Source organism: Christiangramia sediminis (assembly GCF_020552705.1).
Lineage (GTDB): Bacteria > Bacteroidota > Bacteroidia > Flavobacteriales > Flavobacteriaceae > Christiangramia > Christiangramia sediminis.
In genome coordinates, this window is sequence record NZ_JAJBZG010000002.1 from 133890 (window position 1) to 154832 (window position 20943).

A 20943-nucleotide genomic window follows, 5' to 3' on the forward strand; every position below is an offset into this window, starting at 1 on the left:
CATTCTAGAATAATTCTAAGTCTCCTAAACTATTGTTCCAATAATTTATATTCTTTAATAACTTTTTTTCTGTAGTACTTAAATTTAAATCTTTTAAAGTTAAGACCGGACCAATTTTCTTCTGTACACCAATTTTAAAAATACTTTGAGAAGATGTAATTAAAAATGTTTTAGATTCTTTAGCCCAATTTGATATCTGTTTTAATGCAGACGGGTCATTTGTATTTCCAATAAATTCTGAAATACGCAATTCTTTGAAATATTTATGTTTTTTTACATAAGCTGCAACAAACAGATCTTCACGTTCAAAAATTAAATAATCCTGGAGTATACAATTTTTGTATCGCCAATCTAAGAAATGAGAATCTTTTGGTGTAAAAATCAGACCTTCTTCCCTTTTAATCTTTAGATTTTCTTCCAGGAAATCAGCTAATATTGTTTGAGATTTAATCTCATTAATTTTACCAAATGGCATAAAAGGAGTTAATACTACTGGGATTCTATCTACAATTTCCCATCCCATTTTCAAATAGCCCGGCTTACTCTGCTCATTCGGAGTATTAAAAACAAAATCGTCTCCTTCTTCAATTCCTAAATCCAGTGCTTTTAATGTTAATTTCTTGAAAATGCCTCTACCTTGAAATTTTGGATCTGTAGCAGTATCTACCGCTCTAAATGATAAATACACCTTTTCTGCTTTCTGCCATTTCCAGCGCATGAATGCTCTTACGCCAACAATGACTCCCTCTTCTTCTGCTACAAGCACCAATGATTTTCCAAACGGATTATCTATATGCTTATATCTCCAAACAGCTTCCGTTTTTTGGGAAGAAGTTTCTCCGAGACTAAGTCTTAGCACATTTAGAATTTGAGGTATATCTGCTTCGCTGGCTTGCCGTATTTTCATAAATTCACAAATTCGAAATTAATTAATAACGATTTCGGAATAATTCTTTTCAAGTTCATCTACCATATTCCTTAAACTAAAAGAGTTCACCACGCGTAATCTAGCAGCTTTTTTAAAATTTGTAAGTATACCATGATCATTTATTAAGATGTTGACATGTTCTGGAATGGATTTCCAGTTTGCAACATCTACAATAATTCCGTCTTCATTATTGCGAATGACCTCTTTAATCCCTCCTGCACTTGTAGCTACGATTGCACACTCCATACTCATAGCCTCGAGCATCGCTATAGGTAAACCTTCAAAGGAAGATGTCATCATGAAAACATCCATCGCTTCAAAATATGGCTTCACATTAGTTTGTAGTCCCGTAAAAAAAACATTCTCCTGTAGACCTAACTTTTCCCATTCTGCTCTTATTTCATTTTCCAAAGGACCTGCCCCAACAATAACGCCAAAAACATTAGGGTTCGCTTTTACAATGTCAGACATCACTCTTAACCATTCCACAAGTCTTTTTTGAAAACGAAATACAGCTACATTTCCTATTAAAATAGCATTTTCAGGAATTCCTAATTCCTGTCTTATATTTGATTCATTACCTGGCTTATAGTGATTAGTATTAACGCCATTTAATAGAGTTTCTACTTTTATATTTGGCTTAATATTCTCTATAATTGATTTTGTAACCTCTTGAGAAACTCCGAAAGCAATATTCTGAAAATTAAAGCTAATTTTATTTAATAGTTTAGTAGCCAAATGGTATCGTTCCTGCATGTTATGTTCTGTATATAACACCGGGATTTTTGTTTTGAAATGAACAATTCTACCAACAAAACCAGCCCATGGCAAATGGCAATGAATTAGGTCAATTTTATTTACCTTACAGAAATCAATAATTTCTCTATACTTCAATATAAGTTCAATATTGTTTTTAGCATCAAGACAAATAACTTTCCCGCCTGCTTTTTCAATATCATCGACTAATTGATCCTTCCATGGTAAAAAATAGATATAAAAAAACTCAAATTCTGATTGAGAATGAATTTTTAGAGTCTCAGGCAGCAAAGTTTCAGCTCCACCACGGCCGAGAGATTTTATAATATGTAAAACTTTAATTTTACTCATAACATTAAATTGTCACCTTACAGATTTCTAAAAGTTCATACTTTTTGAAGTTGTCATACAATTCTTGAAAATTGCTATTTATAGGAATTTATTATAAAATAATTGTCAACGAATTATTTTATAATTAATTCAGTATAAGCATTCAAGAATCTCTTTGCTATGATTCCATTAAGAAATTTTTCATGAACCATTTGTTTAGCGTTCGATAGTTTATTTAGGACGGAAGGATCCTTCATTAGAGCATCTTTAGTATATTCAATAAATTTCGATTCATCATTCTTTTCTGTAATGAAGCCAGTATTTGAATTCACAATTTCGGAAACGCCTCCAACATTATACGCAACAACCGGGGTCTCACAAAACATTGCCTCTAATATAACTCCAGGTAAACCTTCAATTAAACTCGGTAATACAAATGCGTCTGAATGCTTTAAAATCTCAAGAACATCTGTTCTATAACCCAGAAAATGAAAGTTTGAAGCAAGTCCCTTATCTTTAATTAACTCAAGAATTTCCTCTTCTTTATTTCCTTTACCAATTAATAATACTATTAAATCAGGAAATTCTATAGCTAGTTGCTGTACAATATTTACTAATCCCTCATGATTCTTTTCAGTTACAAAACTACCAATATGTGTAATAACTTTAGAATCTTTGAATTTCTCCTCTAAATCATTAGGTAATTTCGTAATAGCTACATCTTCAACGCCTATTTCAATAGTTTCAATATTATGTTGATTAAAATTAAAGGTTCTGGAAAAATCATATTCACACTCCTTGCTAACTGATATTACGTAATCTAATTTACCTACTAAAAAATTATTTAAATGCCACTTCAGCTTGCTATTGATAAAATCACCCATTTTATTAGCATTCCTAAAAACTAATTTAGAATCAGCAAGACCATAGAGTAATTTTGCGCTTATTAAAAATTTTAAGGTGTCTGCAGCATTAGCTTGTATAATATCAGGCTTAAAATTCTTGACAATTTGTGAAAACATTTTCCAGCCTTTAAGATCAAAAAATCTTTTTTCGATGGGTCTATCCAGATGTATAATTTTGCCATTAAACGGCAATTTTGATTGACCGAAAAAAATAGAAACAACAATTACTTCATGTCCCAGTTGAAGTAAATGATTTGAAAGTTGACAAGCAAATAATTCTGCTCCTCTGAATTGAGGTTTCTGGATTAAGTTAATTATTTTCATCAAATTTCTTTTTAATAATTTGCAAAATATTAGCGGCATTAGAGTCCCATCCGTAATTTTCACGTACCTTAATATTTCCAGTAGAAGCGATTCTCTTCCTTTCCATCTTATTCTCTAGTAAAAATATCATCTTCGCTGTTAAATCATCTTGAGATTTCTTTACTAATAATAAATCTTCTCCATCTTCAAAAATTTCTCTTACAGATGGTATATCGGGACCTATTACCGCAACACCAACTGCCATATACTCGAAAATTTTCAAAGGACTCATGTAAGGATTTGCAGAATGGTGTATTGCTATGTCTAATTCACTTAAATTATCTGCGACCTTTTTATGATCAACCCATCCAGCAAGATGAACTGCTTTATCTAAATTTAAAGAATATATATAATCCTTCAAATCTTTATACATTGGACCATCTCCGAAAATTTTTAAAGAGACTTTATCTCCATGTATCGCATGCACATTATTAAATGCATTTATTAAGCTCAGTAAATTTTTATGGTAATCTAAAGTACCCACATACCCAAAAGTGGTTCTTGAAGGGTCCACGTCAAAATGCATTTTGGTTGGAAAGGAATCTAAGGCAACACCATTATGAACTACAAAATCTCTAGAACTTTTCGTTTCTGTCATTATAGTCTCCTTTAAGTATTCGGAAACGAAGAAATTAGCGTCGGCTTCTTGTAAACACTTCTTCTCTGCATTTTTATAATAATCTCGAAAGGCAATATTTTGAAAATTTTCGTCAAATGGAGATGCATTAACTTCCGTTGTTATAATGAGTTCTGGAAATCGTTTTTTTAACTTTGGAATAATTAAAAAATTAGAATCTACTCTGATATGTAAAACATCAATTTTAGACTCACTTTTATTAAGAACTTCTACGATTTCCTTATAACTATTAAAATTTCTTCGGTAGAAGAAAAAAGCTTGGAGCAATGAATTCTCTTTTAATTTTTTTTTTAGTCCCTTATTAACTACTTTATCTCCAGAAGTATTTACAATCTCAGGAGATGGATAAGGTTCTATATTTGATACACTTGGATGTAGGGAAGCTTCTTTTAAAAAAGCTTCTGAATGAAGCCTTCCCCCGTGATTGGCAATAAAAGCATTAGAATAGTACAAAAGGTTTAGCTCAATCATTATTTTCTGAATTAATAATTTCAGTTAGCTTTTCATCTAGAACAATTGACTTACATAATGACGTTTTTAATTCATTTTTAAAAAGTTGATATTCCAAATCTGCATCATGCACTCCTTGTTTTTTAAAGTGTTTTTTATTTTCTTCTAAATCTATTACATGATCTCTATAACCTTTAGCATAAGGTGTTTTCCAGAATGTAAAGCCCGTAATATATAATTCCTTACATTCAGAATTCAAAGCAGAGTATAATCCTGAAAACCCTATAGTTGGCTTTAAAACATTCCCAAATGATCTATCTCGTTGAGCACAATGCTTGTTTGACAAGTGGTAGGTTCTATACGACTTATTATATTTCTTATAAAAATTAAATGTTCGTCTGTAGGCATCAAAATCATTTCTTGGATTAATCAAATAATTAACACCCATTTTATTATACAACAAAATATCAAGTGGACCACCACCTCCACTATCGTTATTTTCAAAAAAATTATGAAATAAGATATCTGTTTTACTACCTATGAATTTTGACTTCTCAATATTCCACGTATGAATGGCCCTATTTATTCTGATCACAATATCAAATTTATTAATGTAATCCCCATTAGGCTCAGAAAATGCAGAATCTGCACCACCAATTATGGCTACTCTTTTATTATGCAGAACACCATTAATATCTAATTTTTGAACATTCTGCAACATTAGGACTCCACCTTTAATTGATCTTATTAAACGCATATTTCACTGAATTTATCAATATAACTTTCAAACTTTAATAATTCAGGATTATTATATCCAATAAAATCTATGCCATTATATTCTGCAGCATCGAAATCATTTATAGAATCACCAATTAATACGCAATCATCAGGACTATAATTTTTTTCAGATAAAAGTTGGTTTACTAATTCTTTTTTTGCAACCGGAGAACCATTAATGGTAATAAAAAAGATATCAATGTTCATTTTTTCACATAAGTATCGAAGTTCCTCTTGATCTGATCCTGATACAATATGCATTTCAAAATCATTCTTATGCGCTATTACAAAATCTAAAGAATCCCTAATCAATAATTTTGATGAAATGAGTTGCTTTTTCATTATTAAGGAAAATTCTTTGGCAAGTGCATCTACTTCGTGATTCGTTATAGATTCCTGTCTTATAATCTCAAAAAAATATCTGAATTTTACATATCTAGATAATCCCCCATTTGCACTATGGTACTCCATTAATAAATCTACCTCATCTACGGGATAATTCTTTAAGACTTCTCTAAAACCGTTATCTCTAACAGGCATCGAATTCATTAAAACCCCATCAAAATCCCATAAAATAACTTTCTTTTTTTTCAACAATAACATATAAATTTTTGTGAATTATTTTTGTGAATTTAAATTTTCCTCTACAATGATTTTTAATTTCGAGTCATAGATTAATTCCGCATCGGAATTTCTAATTAATTTCAAAAAATTGGAAAATTCTATTTCTGGATTATGAGCACCTCTTTCCTTCATATGTTTCGAGTTAACCTCCATATCTTTTAATTGATCGCGGTAACCATCAGCATAAGGTGTTTTATAAAAAGTAAATCCAGTAATAAAAACCTTTTTCGGTTTTGAATTTAATACCATGTGAATAGCTCTAAATCCATTAGTAGGACCATATCCATCAAATAACTCCTCACATTTTTTTGCCATGCTTTTTTGAAGAATATATATTCTATTCCATTTCAGGTACTTTTTATAGACATTAAAAACATTGCGGTGATTAGTTATGTCATGCTTCGCATTAACTAGGTATTTAACATTGTGCTTTTGAAATAAATCAAAATCAATTGGACCACCGCCCGTAAAATCTGATTCCAAAAATGAATGTATTAATACATCTGTTCTTTTCCCTAAAAACTTTTCATTATGACTCTTCCAAGTGGTAATCGCTTTATTAATCCTAATAACATAATCAAATTGATCAATGAAAAAACCATTTTCCATATCGTATGCCGAATCAGCTGGTCCGACGATTGCGACGCTTTTTTCTGTAAAAAGTTTTTCAGGTTTAAAGATCTTAACACGTAATAACATTAGGCATAAACCTACAATAGATCTGGGTACTCTAGTTAATTTATTCAGCATTTAAATTTTCATTTAAAAATTTTTCAACTTTCAATACATCCTCTGGATGATCAACCGGTATTGACTGAGAAGATAATTCAATCATATTAACCTTATAGCCCAATTCTAAAAATCTTAAAATCTCAATATCTTCCTGTTCCTCAAGAGGTGTTTTTTTTATTTTACTAAAATTCTTTAGCGCTTCATTTGGAAAAGCATAAATACAAACCTGCCTCCAAGCTTTTATAAATTTAGATGACTTATTTCCTGGAATAGGGGAACGAGACATATATAACAATTCACCATTTGGTTTAAATACCACCTTAGGAACTGAAACACTATTGTATTCCGAAAAATTTTTAATTGATGTATAACCATTAATTATAGTAGATTCATCTTTAATAGAATCTAATTTCCGTAATACTACTTTTATATCATCAGGATTAAACACCGGTTCATCCCCCTGCACGTTAATATAATACTTGGCTTCAATTTGTTCTGCAACTTCACATACCCGATCTGTACCAGTTAAGACATCCTTTGAAGTCATTAATACATTCATATTTAATGCCTTACAATGGTCATATATTCTAATACTATCCGTTGCAATATAGATTAATTCCTTCTTTACCGCCTTTAAACATTGCTCATAAGTCCTTTGTATAATGGACTTACCTTTAATTAGAATTAAGGGTTTTTCTGGCAATCTTGTAGATTGTAATCTTGCAGGTATGACTATAATAAACTCTTTCATATTACTTTTCATGCATTTTAAAATATAGGTTTTTCAATCTTCAAATTTTTCCTGATTAAAGGATTGAAAAATTGCTTCAGCAAGTTTGAAGTCTCTTTTCCAATCTACATCAACAGAAGTAATTTTATCCATTTCATACAAATAGGGGTTTGCACCTACTCTATCGATCTTAGTTCTATATATTTCAATTGGACTTATGAAAACTGCACTGTTTAACTCATAGATTTTTTTTAAATTTTGAGTTTTAGGCCATCTTTCGTCTCCTATTCTGTTGATAATATCATTTGATTGAATATCCCATAAAAAATTTTGAATTGTGGTTACAGACATTAATGAATCGTACCCATTATTTAAAGCATTAATATAGGTCTTAATACAATCTTTATAAACAGATGTACTGACCATAGGTGAAGTAACATGCGTCCATAAAATATTATCACTTGTAGTTAAATCTGCAGCATACTTTATAAGATCACTTAAATTGGTATTACTTGAAGCCAAAAAATCAGGTCGAATATCAATTTTTAATCGGGGAAAAACAGGCATTATTTTCTTTGCTATTTCAATCGATTGCTCATCGTTTGTCGATAAAATCACCTCATCAACATTTAAAGTTGATAGCTGCTTCAATTTTAATTCCAGCAAGCCTCCATCATACCCCGAGAACTTTCTGGTATTTTTATTTTTAACTCTTTCACTTCCTTTTCGAGTCGGTAAAAAAACTGCTATAGACATACATTATTTACTAGATTAAAGAAAAAACTGAGCGAGAATCTAAACTTTCGTATAAAGAAGGTGTAATAGAATTTATAGAAAGATTATGATTCCTTTTTAAACTTTCAATGACATATTCATTTTCATTAAATAATTCCAGTTCCTGCGGTTTAATATCTTCTTTGTAACCATCATAGCCAGCAAAATAAAAATTCTCCACACCTAAATGTAATGCAGTCTCAATTGCAAGTGAAGTAACAGATTCATGATATTTATCTGTGAAAGTTATATCCGTTAACTGAAATGCAACCGGCTCTAAACCTTTAGGAATATAAGTCCCCATAGTTCTTGGATAAGGCGGAAGTATTACTAATTTGTCTTTGATAATTATATCTTCATAAATCTCTTCTAACCTATGCCCTTCATTCCCCGCCAGACAATGAATTTGAAGATTCTTTATATCTTTATACTCTTGAGCATTTTTTGAACTAACATGAATAACACATAGTTCTTCATGCTTTTTGATAAACTCTTTAATAGCCTTAGAGTGCATTTTACCAGTTGGACCACCTCCAATAATCAAGGCTGATTTATATTTTTTATCCTCATCAAGATTTTTCAAATCAATATTATCTTTTAAGCCTTTTGATTGATTAGATAGAGCACGAATGATACTATTTAGAGAATAGAATCTTTTTGTTACCCAGGACATTACATCTTTTTGAGGTAACGAATTAGCCCCGGAAACCATGTAAGGTAAATTTGTCCCCCACTCATAGTCTTTTTGCATCTCGGCGAAGGGATCCACAACTTTACTTAAGGAATTAAAATCGAGATCTAAACCATTTTTGGCATTTAAAGCAGTTAATAAAAGTTCAGTCTGAAGATTTCCAGCACCCCTTCCCATTCCCGTCACAGTAGCATCAACGATGCTTGCTCCACAATCAATTGCAGTAAGCGTATTAATCAAAGCTAATTGTAAGTTATTATGACCATGAAATCCTATAGCTGTATTAGTTTGATTTCTTACAATATCATAGGTTTTCCTTACATCTTCAGGATAGACTCCTCCAAAAGAATCAACCATATAAAAATAATCTGCTATGCCATCTACCTCCTTGATTTGACCCAAAAATTCTTTCTCAGATTCCCAGTTAGACATGTACATTACATTAAAACCAACTTCAAAGCCTAATTTTTTTACAGCAGTGGCCAGAGATAAGGCTCTCTTGAAATTTTGGGGATCGATAGCTATTCTTACTAAATGAATATATCCAACACATGGCCCCAATAGATCTGGTACATGTTCAGCTCTCACATCCTTTTCATTGAGAATGATTACTAATTTTTTATTACTTAAAGAACTAGATTCTTCCAGAACATATTGAGGACAATAAAAATATTCTCCTAAATAACTATTCATAGGACTAGATCGGTAACCTATTTCTAAATAGTCAACCGGAAGATTATTAAAAGCTTCAAAATAGGTCCTAACCAAATTTTTATCAAAATCCCAATTAGTATAATATCCACCGTCTCTAAGTGTACAGTCTAAAATCTTAAAATTCATAATTATTTCAATTTATTAATATAATTTTCCTTCTCAATACTCATGCCTTGAAGTGAGATCATTTCTCTAAAACTCTCTGAAATATCTAGAAGTTCTAAAAATGAGCCTATAGCCTCAATTTCTCCATCTTTTAATAATATTATTTTATCTGCATTGATTATAGTCGCTAATCTGTGAGCAATCATAAATATTGTGTACTTGCCTTTTAGTTGGTCAATATTAGACTGTATTGCCCTTTCTGTTTCACCATCCAAAGCTGAGGTAGCCTCATCCATGAATAAAAAATCGACATCCTTGAATAATTCTCTCGCTATTGATAATCGTTGTCTTTGCCCCCCGCTAATATTAATTCCATTATTCCCAAGAAATTCATTTTCCTTATTTTCAAGAGTATATACAAAATCAAAAATTTCGGCTTGTTTTAAAACCATATTAAATTTCTCCAAATTATCACTAGATTTTGTAGCCCATAAAGTAACATTATTATAAATGCTGTCATTAAACATAGGAGCCTCTTGAGATATATAGCCTATCCTTTTTCTATAGCTATATAAATCCAAATCTCTAGTTGAAACACCATCAATATAAAGTTCTCCTCTTTCTGGAATAATTAAACCAGCTAAAATATTTATTAATGTTGTTTTACCAGACCCGCTTTCGCCAATTATTGCTACACTTTCATTTTTAAAAATCTCAAAATTTATATTTTTTAAAATTATATGAGAATCATAATGAAAGGTTACATTATCCAATTTCATTTCCTTTTTTAATCTATCAAATCTTTTATCTCCATTTTTCTCCTTTTTCAAACGTAGCTGTTTTGTAAAGTCTTTTAAATTATCCAGAGCACCTGAAGAGGCCAGAAATTTATTCCAATGTTCTTGTAAAGACATTAAAAACGTCATCGCTCGATATAAAAAAAGTAGACTTAAAATTATTAAACCAATATCCGGATTAAAATACTTAACCTGAATTAGAATCGCTATAACAACAATCATAATGGTTATTGGCTCCCTTAAAGCTTTTAATGTTGAGTCAACTATCCCTAGTTTTTTCTGCACCTCCTCTAACTCATCAATTTGATCTATAAGCTTGCCTCCATAACTTTTATTATAACCAGTAGCTTTCAAGTATTTATAAATTGCCACATGTTGAATTAAAAACCCCTGAAACCTATGTGCAATCAAAGTATATTTTTTAGAGAAAAATTTTGTTCTTTTAAATAACCACTTGAAAAGAAAATTACTTATTGTCCCTCCTATAGCTACAATGAGTGCAAATTCTGCATTGGCAGTAAATGCTAAAATTACATACACCAAAACTAGAACACCATATTCTATAGCTCGAAAATAACTTTTGTACGCCATATTTACTCTTCCCACTTCAGCACTCAAAGTATTCTGAATTCTTCCCGGATCGGATTTTAGGAAGGACTTAAATGAATAGGTATTAAGAAGCTTTATATTAGTGATCCGAATATCTCTCATGAATAATTGCTGGTACAAGACTTTCAAATAACTCTCAATAAATGTTATAACACCCTTAAGAATAAAGAATGCAAGTATTATTAATAAAACATTAATAAGATTTAACGGAAAACCAATTTGTTCAAAGAAATCTGGGAGAAAGCTCAACCTACCTAAGTCATCGTTATCATTATCCATATCATTTGACGTCGTAGCCGAATTTGATATTCTAAGTAAAGGTATGAACATAGCTAGACCAAAACCATCTAAAGTTCCCTTTAGAATACTTAACCCGAAGGATATGAATATTCTATACTTTAAATAACTATAAAAGTATATGAAGTATTGGAAATTATTCCTTAACAAGGATTTTAAATTCATTCAAAAAAACTTTTAAATTTCTATTAATATTGTTGGAAACTAACTGTTCGAACTATTAGGATCGCTAAAATTATTTAAATAATTAGATATTTTTGAAACCCCATCCACATCACCTTTATAAGATGCATCATAAAATGATAATAATTCTTTATTAAATTGATAATTTTGAAAATTACTTTTAATAAAAGGGATTAGCTCTCCTAATTCAGATATAAATGGACAAACATTCTTAATCCGGAAGCCGTATAAATCTTGAAATGGAGAATCTGATAGATTTTTTAAAAAAACATTTGTTTCCAATAGTGCTGCTTCTAAAACAATATTTGAATCTCCTGAAATTAAAAATTTAATTCTCTTAAGAAAATCCACAGAACTCTCTAATGCTGGATTAGACATTTCAGTCCTTGTATGATCTATTTCTAAAAAATTGGTAATACTTGGATGTGGTCTAAGTACTATTGAATAATGGTCAAATATAGAATTAGACAGCAGATCATCCACTAATTTTTTTACTACAAAACTGGAGTCTAGCGTATTATAAGTAACACCGATTATTAATTTATTATTCTTAACAGAGCCATTGTTCAAATTTCTATAATAATTAGTTTTATAATTTCCTGCCAGTACAATTTCAGTTTTATTTTCATAGCTCCAATTCTCTGCGATTTTCTCATACTTATTTTTCATATCCATACCCTCCAAAAATGCAACATCCATTTCAAGAGGGGGAAAAATCTCACTAACTGACGCATGAGGAATATATGCTGTTGGAACATTACAATGCTTCGCAGCAAATAATAAAGCTCTATTTTTATAAGAGTGATCAGTAAAAATCACAACTACATCAATCTCATTAGACCTAAATATTTCGAGATAATGTTCATATAATAGAATTCCATTAATCACAATTGGGAGATTGTTTTTGAAAACTATGGATTTACCATGCTTTTCATACTCAATAAAAATCCTGAAATATTTAACTAATTTTATATAACTGGAAAAAATCCCATTAGAAATATTTATTTCTTTCCCTCCCTTAATAATTTGATCGGTATTATTATGATAGATTGCATTATGCACATTTGGAATTAAAAGTTCAGCTTGGCTGGCATGTCTTGTATTATCAATGTAAAATAATGCTCCTTTATAAAAATTTGTAGGTTTTTTTCTTAAAAATGAAATCAATATATTCATCAAAAGCTTGAAATACACCCAAATTCTATTTTCTCTAGATTTATTTGGCTGCCGCATATATGCTTTATCATATACAAGCCAGTCAATATTTCTATTTTTTAAATCATCTAATATCATAAGGACTTTATAATTTATAGACGTGATTTAATTGTTTCCGCCATTATCCAATCAAATTCCGTATCAATATCTACAGATGAAATATCATCCATTATATATTTTTTGATCTTTTTTAATGCGCCTATTGAATTTTCCTTAATTGAGCTTATACGTATAATATAGATTGCTCCATTATATTCCCAAACTTTGGGGCAATCCTGTCTTCTATCAAAAACGCCCTCTTTGGAAGGATGTAAAAATCCATACTCATCTTCCTCAAATAAAATATAGTATGGGTTCGCTTTTGTTTCTTTTACCGAAACTACCATATCAACATCACTATTCTTAAAGATCTCCAGAGCTTCACTTATATGCTCGGAATTTCGAAATGGTGAAGTAGGCTGTAAGATCATAATGTCTGTATACATCCTACCAAGATTTTCCATATGCTGAATGGCATGTAAAATCACCTCATAAGAACTTGAAGTATCTGTTGCAAGATTTTCAGGTCTTAAAAAAGGTACAGAAAGACCAGATTTTTGTACTATATCCTTAATTTTTAAATCATCTGTACTTACTAAAATATCTTTATCATCGAACAATTCTCTTGCTGCTTCAAGAGTATAATAAATTAAGGGTTTACCATTTAAAAGCTTAATATTTTTACCTGGCACTCCCTTAGAGCCACCTCTTGCAGGAATTAGTACTAACATTATTCAATATGTTTAATGAATTCTTGGGCCTGCTTATAATCAATTGGCTTACCAATATCTATCCAATATCCTAAAATTGGATTATGGATTAGTTTGCCCCCTTCATTTACCAAATTCTCCATTAAATCCGTAATATCATAATAAGAATTTTTAGGTATTCGATCTATCAAAGACTTTTTCAAAATATAAATACCAGCGTTAGAATGATATACATAAGTTGGTTTTTCCTTAAAATTAACAACTTTATCGTTTTTAGTTTCAAAAACTGCATAGGGAACATCGATTTTATATTCAGTAGAAGCTACAGCCATATCCGCACCATTCTTTACTAATTCTAAGTATAAGTCTTCAAAATCAACGTCAGTAAACAAATCACTGTTCATTAGTAGAATATTTTCAGTCTCAAAATTCTCAACTAAGGATAGTGCTCCAGCAGTTCCTAATGGTTCATCTTCCCATATATATTCAATTTTTATACCTTTATTTTCACCATCTCCAAAATAATCCTGGATCTGTTCTCCAAGGTACTTCACCGATATATATATTTTTTTGATTCCAAAGGATATTAATCTATCGATATTATGTTCAATGATTGGCTTACTTCCTAGTAGTAACATCGGTTTAGGAACAGTGTCTGTCAAAGGACTTAATCTTTTCCCGCGTCCACCTGCCATTATCATGCATTCCAACGGTAGAACGGATTTGATTCTTTCAAGATCAATAATCCGAATTAATTGTCCATTCACATCCAAAATTGGCAAGATCTGAATATCCTTTTTTTTGAAAGATTTTAGATCTAGAAAACTTTCTTTTTCAATTTGATAAACAAAATTTTTATTGCAAATATCCTTTACCTTGATATTTAAATCTCCATCTTTCGCCAAGGACCTTCTAATATCTCCATCTGTCAATGATCCAATGATTTTTCCATTAGAATCTGATACAAATAATATTAATCTACTTACATCACGAATAGCATTTAATTTGACTAGAGCTTTTCTAATTGATTGTTCGGAGTCAATTACAATATTTTTTATATCCATTTCTAAAAATTAATGTCGTGAAATTTCTTTTTCAAATCTTTAATCTCCACCTTAGATAGAATATCAATTATTTTTGATGAAGAATTTCCGTCGCCGTAGATTTGTTTTTGATTTTTGATTTTTACTCTGAAGTCATCACTTAATGCTAATTTTATACCTTGTAGGATAGAGTTCTCATCATTTTTTGTATGAATAACGCTTTCTGCAGCTATTCGACCTTTTTGACGATCCCCAATATTAATTGTTGGAATATTAAAAAATGGCGCTTCAAGAATTCCGCTGGATGAATTTCCAAGTACACAATTCACATATTTTAATGCTGATAAATAGCGTAAATGCCCCAAAGAATTATAAACGACAGCTCTTTCACTATTTTGAGATACAAATTCTTCAATCATTTCATTAATAATCCGTCCATCTTTATCTGAATTAGCGTAGGTAAAAATGAATTTCCCACCTTCAATTTTGTTTAAAATATTTAAAATAGTTTTAAACTGATCTTTAGCCGTTTCAGACTCTAATGTTACAGGGTGATAAGTAATCAAAAAATTGATAGGACCCAATTTGAAATCTATCGATTTTTCAAATTCAACCTTATTCATTAATTCCAATTCATTCACAGAATCCAAGCCCATTGCTCCTACATTAAAAACTCGATTTGGAGATTCACCTAATTGAATTACTCTTCTCTTATAAATCTCCGTGGATGTAAAATGCAAATAGCTCATTTTAGTTATTGCATGCCGTAAACTTTCATCATAGGCACCTTCAGTAGTTTCTCCACCATGGATATGAGCAATAGGAATGTTTGCTATGGTTGCAGCTGTTGCCGCAGCTAACATCTCAGATCTATCTCCTAATATAATAATAAGATCTGGAGAAATTTCATCAAAGGCTTCTGCAAAACTTATAAGGGCTAAACCTATAGATTTTGAAACTCCTACAGCAGTATCTGAAGACAATAGGCATTCTATTTTTTTATCAACTTTAAATCCAGAAGCTTCTATATCCTTTATGGTGTATCCAAACTCAGGTGACAGGTGCATTGCGCAGGCTACAATCTGTAATTCTAATTCTGGTTGATTATTTATCTTCTTGAGCAATGGAGTCAAAATTCCAAACTCAGCTCTTGTTCCTGTTATGACTGCAACTTTTTTCAAACCTTAGATTTCTATCAATTCATCTTCTTTAAAATCCCTAGAAGCAGTCTCGCCTAACACCTTGTCCCATTTCATCGGACTAATTCCATTTCCTGGGCGTTTTACGGTTAAGTTATCCTCAGTAAGTTTATCCCCCTTTTTAATCTCCTTTGAGGCAATAATACTCTTCCTTGCAATATCTTTATTTTTCATTTCAGATTTGGAAGGTTCCTTTTTTCCACTTCCAGAAATGGCTTTTTCTATATTTCTTATAGACTCAACCATCAACTTTAATTCCTCGGGCTCCAATGAAGCTCTATGGTCTGGGCCCGGTAAATTCCTATCCAACGTAAAATGCTTTTCTATCACTTTTGCTCCCAAGGCTACAGCAGCAATAGGAACTTCAATTCCTAGGGTGTGATCTGAATAGCCGATTTCAACATCCAGTTCCTTTCCTATTCTATTCATCGCCCTTAAATTCACATCATCCATAGGAGTTGGATACTCCGTATTACAATGCACAATTGTGATGTTTTCCTTTTTCAATCCTGCATTTACAAGTACATCAAAAGCCTCAGTTACCTCCTGCATACTAGCCATTCCTGTTGACATAATTACAGGTTTTTTGAAACTAGCAATCTTTCTTAAATAAGGTAGATTAGTGATTTCTCCGGAAGGTATTTTAAATAACTCAATATTCAGTTTATTAAGAAACTCAAGAGTATCTAAATCGAATCCGGTCGAAAGAAACTTAATTCCCTTAGACTTACAATATTCAATTAAAATATTATGAGCATCCTCCGAAAGTTCCAGTTTCTTCAACATTTCATATTGAGAATCGCTATTTTCAGTATTATAGTTTTGGTATGCTGCTCTTTCTGCAGATTTAGTAACAAGCCCGCTGGCTTTAAAAGTTTGAAATTTTACAAAGTCAGCACCTGCAATAGATGCCTTATCAACTAATTCCTTAGCTGTTTCTAAATTACCATTATGGTTCACTCCTGCCTCTGCGATAATCAAAACTTGATTTTTCATATTTCTTTACCTGGATTACCTACAATTTTTTTATTATCGGGAATATCATTTAGAACCACAGATCCCGCACCTACAATTACATTCTTTCCTATTTTAACTCCTTGTTTTATTATAGAATTTGCTCCAATAAAACTATTCTCTCCAACTTGCACATTCCCGGCTAATACCGCCCCGGGAGCAATATGTACATTAGCTAATATTTCACATTCATGTTCAATTATAGCTCCCGTATTAATTATGCAATTTTCGCTGACAGTAACAAGAGGATTTATAATAACATTGGCCGATATGAAAGTTCCCCTTCCGATAGTTGCTATTTTTGAAATACAGACACTAGGGTGAAAAATGCTTATTAACTGTCCTCCTTTCTTACATATCATCGAAGCCAATTTACTTCTCAATGCATTATCCCCAATACCAATAATGAAATTATATGGTTCTTTCCAGAACATATCGGACAGATTATTTTCTGTACCTAAATATTGTAATCCAAAAGGATTCTTTTCTTTTTTCTCTAAATCTATATAACCCTGTAATAAAAGGTCAGATTCGTTAATTGCATCTGCCACAACTAGCCCATGTCCTGAATAACCGCATAATATGATTCTACTATTTAACACTGCTAGGTATATTTACAATTCGGTCCTCAAGAAATTCAGCGTTTTTTTGATGGTCTCTAAAGCAATTTTCATACATAGGTAGTTTGTACATTAGTTTCCAAATAGGCCGTGTCATTACCTTAGACTCATTAGTGTATTTCAAAAATGCATCTCTTTCTTTTTTGTCATTTAATTGAACACACATCAACCAATAGTTTGCTTTTGCTTCTTTTTCCTCTGTTCTAAACTGGACATCTGAATTCTTAAAATGCATTTGGTAATTATCCGCCAATTTTCTTTTAGCGTCTATAAACTTCTCCAGACTTTCTAATTGTGCACAAGCCAGAGCAGCATTTAAGTTAGGCATTCTATAATTATAACCTAACTCATCATGTACATATTCATATTCGTGAGGTTTCTTAGCTGTTGTAGTAATATATTTGGCCATTACACCTAACTCTCGATCATTGGTCACGATAGTGCCACCACCACCACTTGTGACGATCTTATTACCGTTAAACGAAAAAACTCCTATTTTCCCAAAAGATCCAGTTTGTTCTCCCATATATTTGCTACCAAGTGATTCCGCTGCATCTTCAACTACCGGTATTTGCCATTTAGAGCAAATATCTAATAAGTCTTTAATTTTTACGGGGAAACCAAAAGTATGCATCGGTAGACATGCTGAAATTCGTCTTCCAGTTTTTTTATTATAACATCCATCATCTCTTAACTCCCCATGTTCTTCTAAAAAATTATTAACTGCAACAGGAGATAAACCCATGGTGCCTAAATCCACATCCAAGAAAACCGGATGAGCATTATTGTATTTAATCGCGTTAGCAGTTGCAACAAATGTTAGAGCCTGGGTTAATACCTCATCATTCGATTTTACACCAACGAGTCTTAGAGCTACTTGAATTCCAGCAGTTCCATTTACAACGGCAACCGCTTTATTCGTAGAAGTAATACTCTCCATCATCACCTCAAATTTGTCAACATACTTTCCAACGGATGAAACAAAGGTAGAATCAATTGTTTCTAAGACATATTTCTTTTCGTTACCTCTAAAACGTGGCTCATGCAAAGGAATAAATTCCCTCGTATTATAATAATCCTGTATAAAGGAAATTGAACTTTTTACTATATCCATTACATTTTTGAGTCTAAATATTTTCCAGTCTCCTTGTGTGCAAAATCTGGAATCATTTTAAAAAACAATTCAACTATCTCATCTTTTGACCAAGACCCCTTTTCCCTCATCCTCTTAATTTCATTCTCAAACAATGCGAGTTCTGTAAAAACATTATATTGATTTTTTATTATTCCGAGATTAGAAAATTTATCTAAATCAATTGTCTCATTATCAGTATAGAACTCTTCGTAGTCCTTTTCTCCTGTAGTATCACTAGCTGTAAATAAACAAGGCCATTTTTTTTGTTCTGGAAGCGTATCAATCAATTCTCTAGCTTCGTCCTCATTTTCGCATTGATATGCCTCAAATCCTCTTTCCTTCAAGTATCTTACGGCAATATCCGCAAACGATATTAAATGAAGTGATTCACTCAATTTTGGAAAGAATATATCTCTATTCTCACCAAAGATACATGACATTAAGCATAACTCTCCACTCTCCTGAGGCGTTACGAAATACCTTTTTACATCGTGAGGAGCAACGATTGGTTGCCTTTTTAATATACGTTGATTAAAACCATGTAACAGCGATCCATCAGAAAAAGCCACATTAGCAAAGCGTGCAGTAGAAATTGTAATATCTTTACTTGAACGCATTATAAACATTTCCATGATTCGCTTTGAAGCTCCCATCATGTTTACAGGGTTTGCCGCTTTATCGGTAGAAACGCAAAAATATTTTTTAGTTCCATATTCAATAGACTGAAGCAAAGTTTTGTCAGTATTAAAAATATTCACATCAATCATTCGCATTAAAGTAAAGGGATCCTTTTCGCTCCTTACATGCTTTAGGGCGGATAAATTGAGTACATAATCAAAATTACCGTCAGACTCTATAAATGCGTCATATTCTTTAGATCCTATATCTAATGCAAATGTTTTAAAATCTCCATCGATATAACCAAAAGAGCTTCTAATATCTCTGACAAGCTCTACCATATTGTTCTCACTGATATCTACTACATGTAGTTTCTTCGGTTTTCTTTTAAAAATTTCTTTAGTAACAGCTTGACCAATAGAGCCAGCGCCACCTAAAACTAAGAATGAAGATTGGGAAATAATATTAATCAGTTCCTCATTATATTTTTCCACATCCTGGGAGAAAAGTTGATTTCTTCTTCCTATTAACTCAAGTATGTTCATAAAATTTTTAATTCCCTATAGCGTAAAATTCAAATCCTATCTTTTCTTTTTCTTTTCTATCCAAGAGACGTCTACCATCAAAAAGAAAAGCTGGTTTCAACATATTTTTATAGATATCGTCCCAGTTAAGTTCTACAAACTCATCCCATTCAGTTAAGACCGCTACAGCATGAGCCTTATCTCCAGCTTCATATGGACTATTGACTACCTTGACTCTCTTACGGTTTTCCTCCTCTGGCCGGGAATTCAAATAATCCAGGTCTGCATATACCTGTTCCGCTTTCACCTTAGGATCATAAACAGTTATTTCAGCCTGTTCATTCAAAAGGTAATCTGTAACATAAATAGCCGCTGACTCTCTGGTATCATTAGTATCTTTCTTAAAAGCCCAGCCTAGAACGCCAATTTTCTTTCCAGAAACAGTATTAAATAAGGTTTTGACAATATTGGCTGCAAATCTTCTTTTCTGATGATCATTCATTAAAATCACCTGTTCCCAATAATCGGCTACCTCATTAAGGCCTAATGACTTAGAAATATACACTAAATTTAAAATATCCTTTTGAAAACAAGATCCTCCAAATCCAACTGAAGACTTAAGGAACTTAGAACCAATTCTGGAATCCATCCCCACCGCCTTGGCAACTTCATTTACATCAGCACCGGTCTTCTCACAAAGTTCAGACATTGCATTAATGCTTGAAACTCTTTGGGCCAGAAAAGCATTAGCTGTTAACTTAGATAATTCCGAAGACCAAACATTCGTAGTTAGAATTCTCTCCTTCGGAATCCAGTTTGCATAAATCTCCACTAAAGAACTAACTGCTTCCTTTCCTTCCGTAGAATCAATATCTCCACCAATTAACACACGGTCTGGATTTAGTAAATCGTCCACTGCTGTTCCTTCTGCTAAGAACTCAGGATTCGAAAGAATTTGAAAATTCACCCCGTTCCCGGTGTTTTCAAGAATGTTTTTTAAAGCTTGAGCTGTTCTAACCGGAAGAGTTGATTTTTCAACAACGATTTTATCGCTTTTCGCTACCCTGGCTATTTGCCTTGCACAAAGCTCAATAAACTTCAAATCTGCTGCCATTCCTTTTCCTATTCCATAGGTCTTGGTTGGCGTGTTAACGGAAATGAAAATCATATCAGCTTTATCAATAGCTTCATCAACATCCGTAGAAAAGAAAAGGTTTCTATCTCTAGCTTCAGCAACTATTTCGGAAAGACCCGGCTCATAAATTGGAATGTTATTTACATCCTCATCGTTCCAGGCTGCGATCCTATTTTCATTTATATCTACTACTGTCACATTGATTTCTGGACATTTCTGCGCAATAACAGCCATTGTTGGACCTCCAACGTAACCAGCACCAATGCAACAAATATTTTTAATCTTCATT

The 20943-nt window shown here is 31.9% G+C and carries 20 protein-coding genes; all 20 read right to left on the reverse strand.

The window, feature by feature from the left end:
• Positions 1–4: 4 nt before the first annotated feature.
• The 20 genes from LGQ90_RS04975 to LGQ90_RS05070 all read right to left on the reverse strand — a co-directional run bounded on the left by LGQ90_RS04975 (position 5) and on the right by LGQ90_RS05070 (position 20942).
• Positions 5–907: a GNAT family N-acetyltransferase gene (locus tag LGQ90_RS04975; RefSeq protein ID WP_229338787.1), complete on the reverse strand. Its 903-nt coding sequence runs from the start codon at positions 905–907 to the stop codon at positions 5–7.
• A gap of 18 nt (positions 908–925) precedes the next feature.
• On the reverse strand, positions 926–2035 hold the full coding sequence (locus tag LGQ90_RS04980) for a glycosyltransferase (protein ID WP_229338788.1): 1110 nt from the start codon (positions 2033–2035) through the stop codon (positions 926–928).
• A 113-nt stretch (positions 2036–2148) separates the two neighbouring features.
• Complete coding sequence (locus LGQ90_RS04985; RefSeq protein WP_229338790.1) at positions 2149–3243, reverse strand: glycosyltransferase; 1095 nt, start codon at positions 3241–3243, stop codon at positions 2149–2151.
• A complete protein-coding gene (locus LGQ90_RS04990; protein ID WP_229338792.1) occupies positions 3230–4390 on the reverse strand; it encodes a glycosyltransferase family 4 protein in 1161 nt (386 codons plus the stop codon). The genes LGQ90_RS04985 and LGQ90_RS04990 overlap by 14 nt, the downstream gene beginning before the upstream one ends.
• Positions 4383–5126, reverse strand: a complete 744-nt coding sequence (locus tag LGQ90_RS04995) for a glycosyltransferase family 29 protein (protein WP_229338794.1) — start codon at positions 5124–5126, stop codon at positions 4383–4385. Before LGQ90_RS04995 ends, LGQ90_RS04990 begins: the two co-directional genes overlap by 8 nt.
• Positions 5117–5749, reverse strand: a complete 633-nt coding sequence (locus tag LGQ90_RS05000) for an HAD family hydrolase (RefSeq protein ID WP_229338796.1) — start codon at positions 5747–5749, stop codon at positions 5117–5119. Before LGQ90_RS05000 ends, LGQ90_RS04995 begins: the two co-directional genes overlap by 10 nt.
• 15 nt (positions 5750–5764) lie before the next feature.
• Positions 5765–6520, reverse strand: coding sequence for a glycosyltransferase family 29 protein (locus LGQ90_RS05005; protein WP_229338798.1), 756 nt, complete (start codon positions 6518–6520; stop codon positions 5765–5767).
• Entirely contained in the window at positions 6510–7253 is a 744-nt protein-coding gene (locus LGQ90_RS05010; protein ID WP_229338800.1) for a 3-deoxy-manno-octulosonate cytidylyltransferase, read from the reverse strand. The genes LGQ90_RS05005 and LGQ90_RS05010 overlap by 11 nt, the downstream gene beginning before the upstream one ends.
• Positions 7254–7286: 33 nt before the next feature.
• Complete coding sequence (locus tag LGQ90_RS05015; protein WP_229338802.1) at positions 7287–7988, reverse strand: acylneuraminate cytidylyltransferase family protein; 702 nt, start codon at positions 7986–7988, stop codon at positions 7287–7289.
• 10 nt (positions 7989–7998) lie between these two features.
• On the reverse strand, positions 7999–9537 hold the full coding sequence (locus LGQ90_RS05020; RefSeq protein ID WP_229338804.1) for an aldolase catalytic domain-containing protein: 1539 nt from the start codon (positions 9535–9537) through the stop codon (positions 7999–8001).
• A 2-nt stretch (positions 9538–9539) separates the two neighbouring features.
• On the reverse strand, positions 9540–11201 hold the full coding sequence (locus tag LGQ90_RS05025) for an ABC transporter ATP-binding protein (RefSeq protein WP_229338806.1): 1662 nt from the start codon (positions 11199–11201) through the stop codon (positions 9540–9542).
• Between the two features lie 222 nt (positions 11202–11423).
• The gene (locus tag LGQ90_RS05030; RefSeq protein ID WP_229338808.1) at positions 11424–12695 is read right to left on the reverse strand and encodes a hypothetical protein; all 1272 of its coding nucleotides are present in this window, start codon (positions 12693–12695) and stop codon (positions 11424–11426) included.
• A gap of 14 nt (positions 12696–12709) precedes the next feature.
• Positions 12710–13387 (reverse strand): acylneuraminate cytidylyltransferase family protein, encoded by a 678-nt coding sequence (locus LGQ90_RS05035; RefSeq protein WP_229338811.1) that lies wholly within the window; start codon positions 13385–13387, stop codon positions 12710–12712.
• A complete protein-coding gene (locus LGQ90_RS05040) occupies positions 13387–14430 on the reverse strand; it encodes a nucleotidyltransferase family protein (protein ID WP_229338813.1) in 1044 nt (347 codons plus the stop codon). Before LGQ90_RS05040 ends, LGQ90_RS05035 begins: the two co-directional genes overlap by 1 nt.
• A 2-nt stretch (positions 14431–14432) precedes the next feature.
• The gene (gene neuC / locus LGQ90_RS05045) at positions 14433–15590 is read right to left on the reverse strand and encodes a UDP-N-acetylglucosamine 2-epimerase (protein WP_229338815.1); all 1158 of its coding nucleotides are present in this window, start codon (positions 15588–15590) and stop codon (positions 14433–14435) included.
• A gap of 3 nt (positions 15591–15593) precedes the next feature.
• A complete protein-coding gene (gene neuB, locus LGQ90_RS05050) occupies positions 15594–16604 on the reverse strand; it encodes an N-acetylneuraminate synthase (RefSeq protein ID WP_229338817.1) in 1011 nt (336 codons plus the stop codon).
• The gene (locus tag LGQ90_RS05055; protein WP_341481955.1) at positions 16601–17224 is read right to left on the reverse strand and encodes an acetyltransferase; all 624 of its coding nucleotides are present in this window, start codon (positions 17222–17224) and stop codon (positions 16601–16603) included. The genes neuB and LGQ90_RS05055 overlap by 4 nt, the downstream gene beginning before the upstream one ends.
• Positions 17214–18356 (reverse strand): LegC family aminotransferase, encoded by a 1143-nt coding sequence (locus LGQ90_RS05060; RefSeq protein WP_229338821.1) that lies wholly within the window; start codon positions 18354–18356, stop codon positions 17214–17216. Before LGQ90_RS05060 ends, LGQ90_RS05055 begins: the two co-directional genes overlap by 11 nt.
• Positions 18356–19540 (reverse strand): UDP-N-acetylglucosamine 4,6-dehydratase, encoded by a 1185-nt coding sequence (locus tag LGQ90_RS05065; protein ID WP_229338823.1) that lies wholly within the window; start codon positions 19538–19540, stop codon positions 18356–18358. The genes LGQ90_RS05060 and LGQ90_RS05065 overlap by 1 nt, the downstream gene beginning before the upstream one ends.
• Before the next feature lie 7 nt (positions 19541–19547).
• On the reverse strand, positions 19548–20942 hold the full coding sequence (locus LGQ90_RS05070) for a nucleotide sugar dehydrogenase (protein ID WP_229338826.1): 1395 nt from the start codon (positions 20940–20942) through the stop codon (positions 19548–19550).
• Between the last annotated feature and the right edge of the window lies 1 nt (position 20943).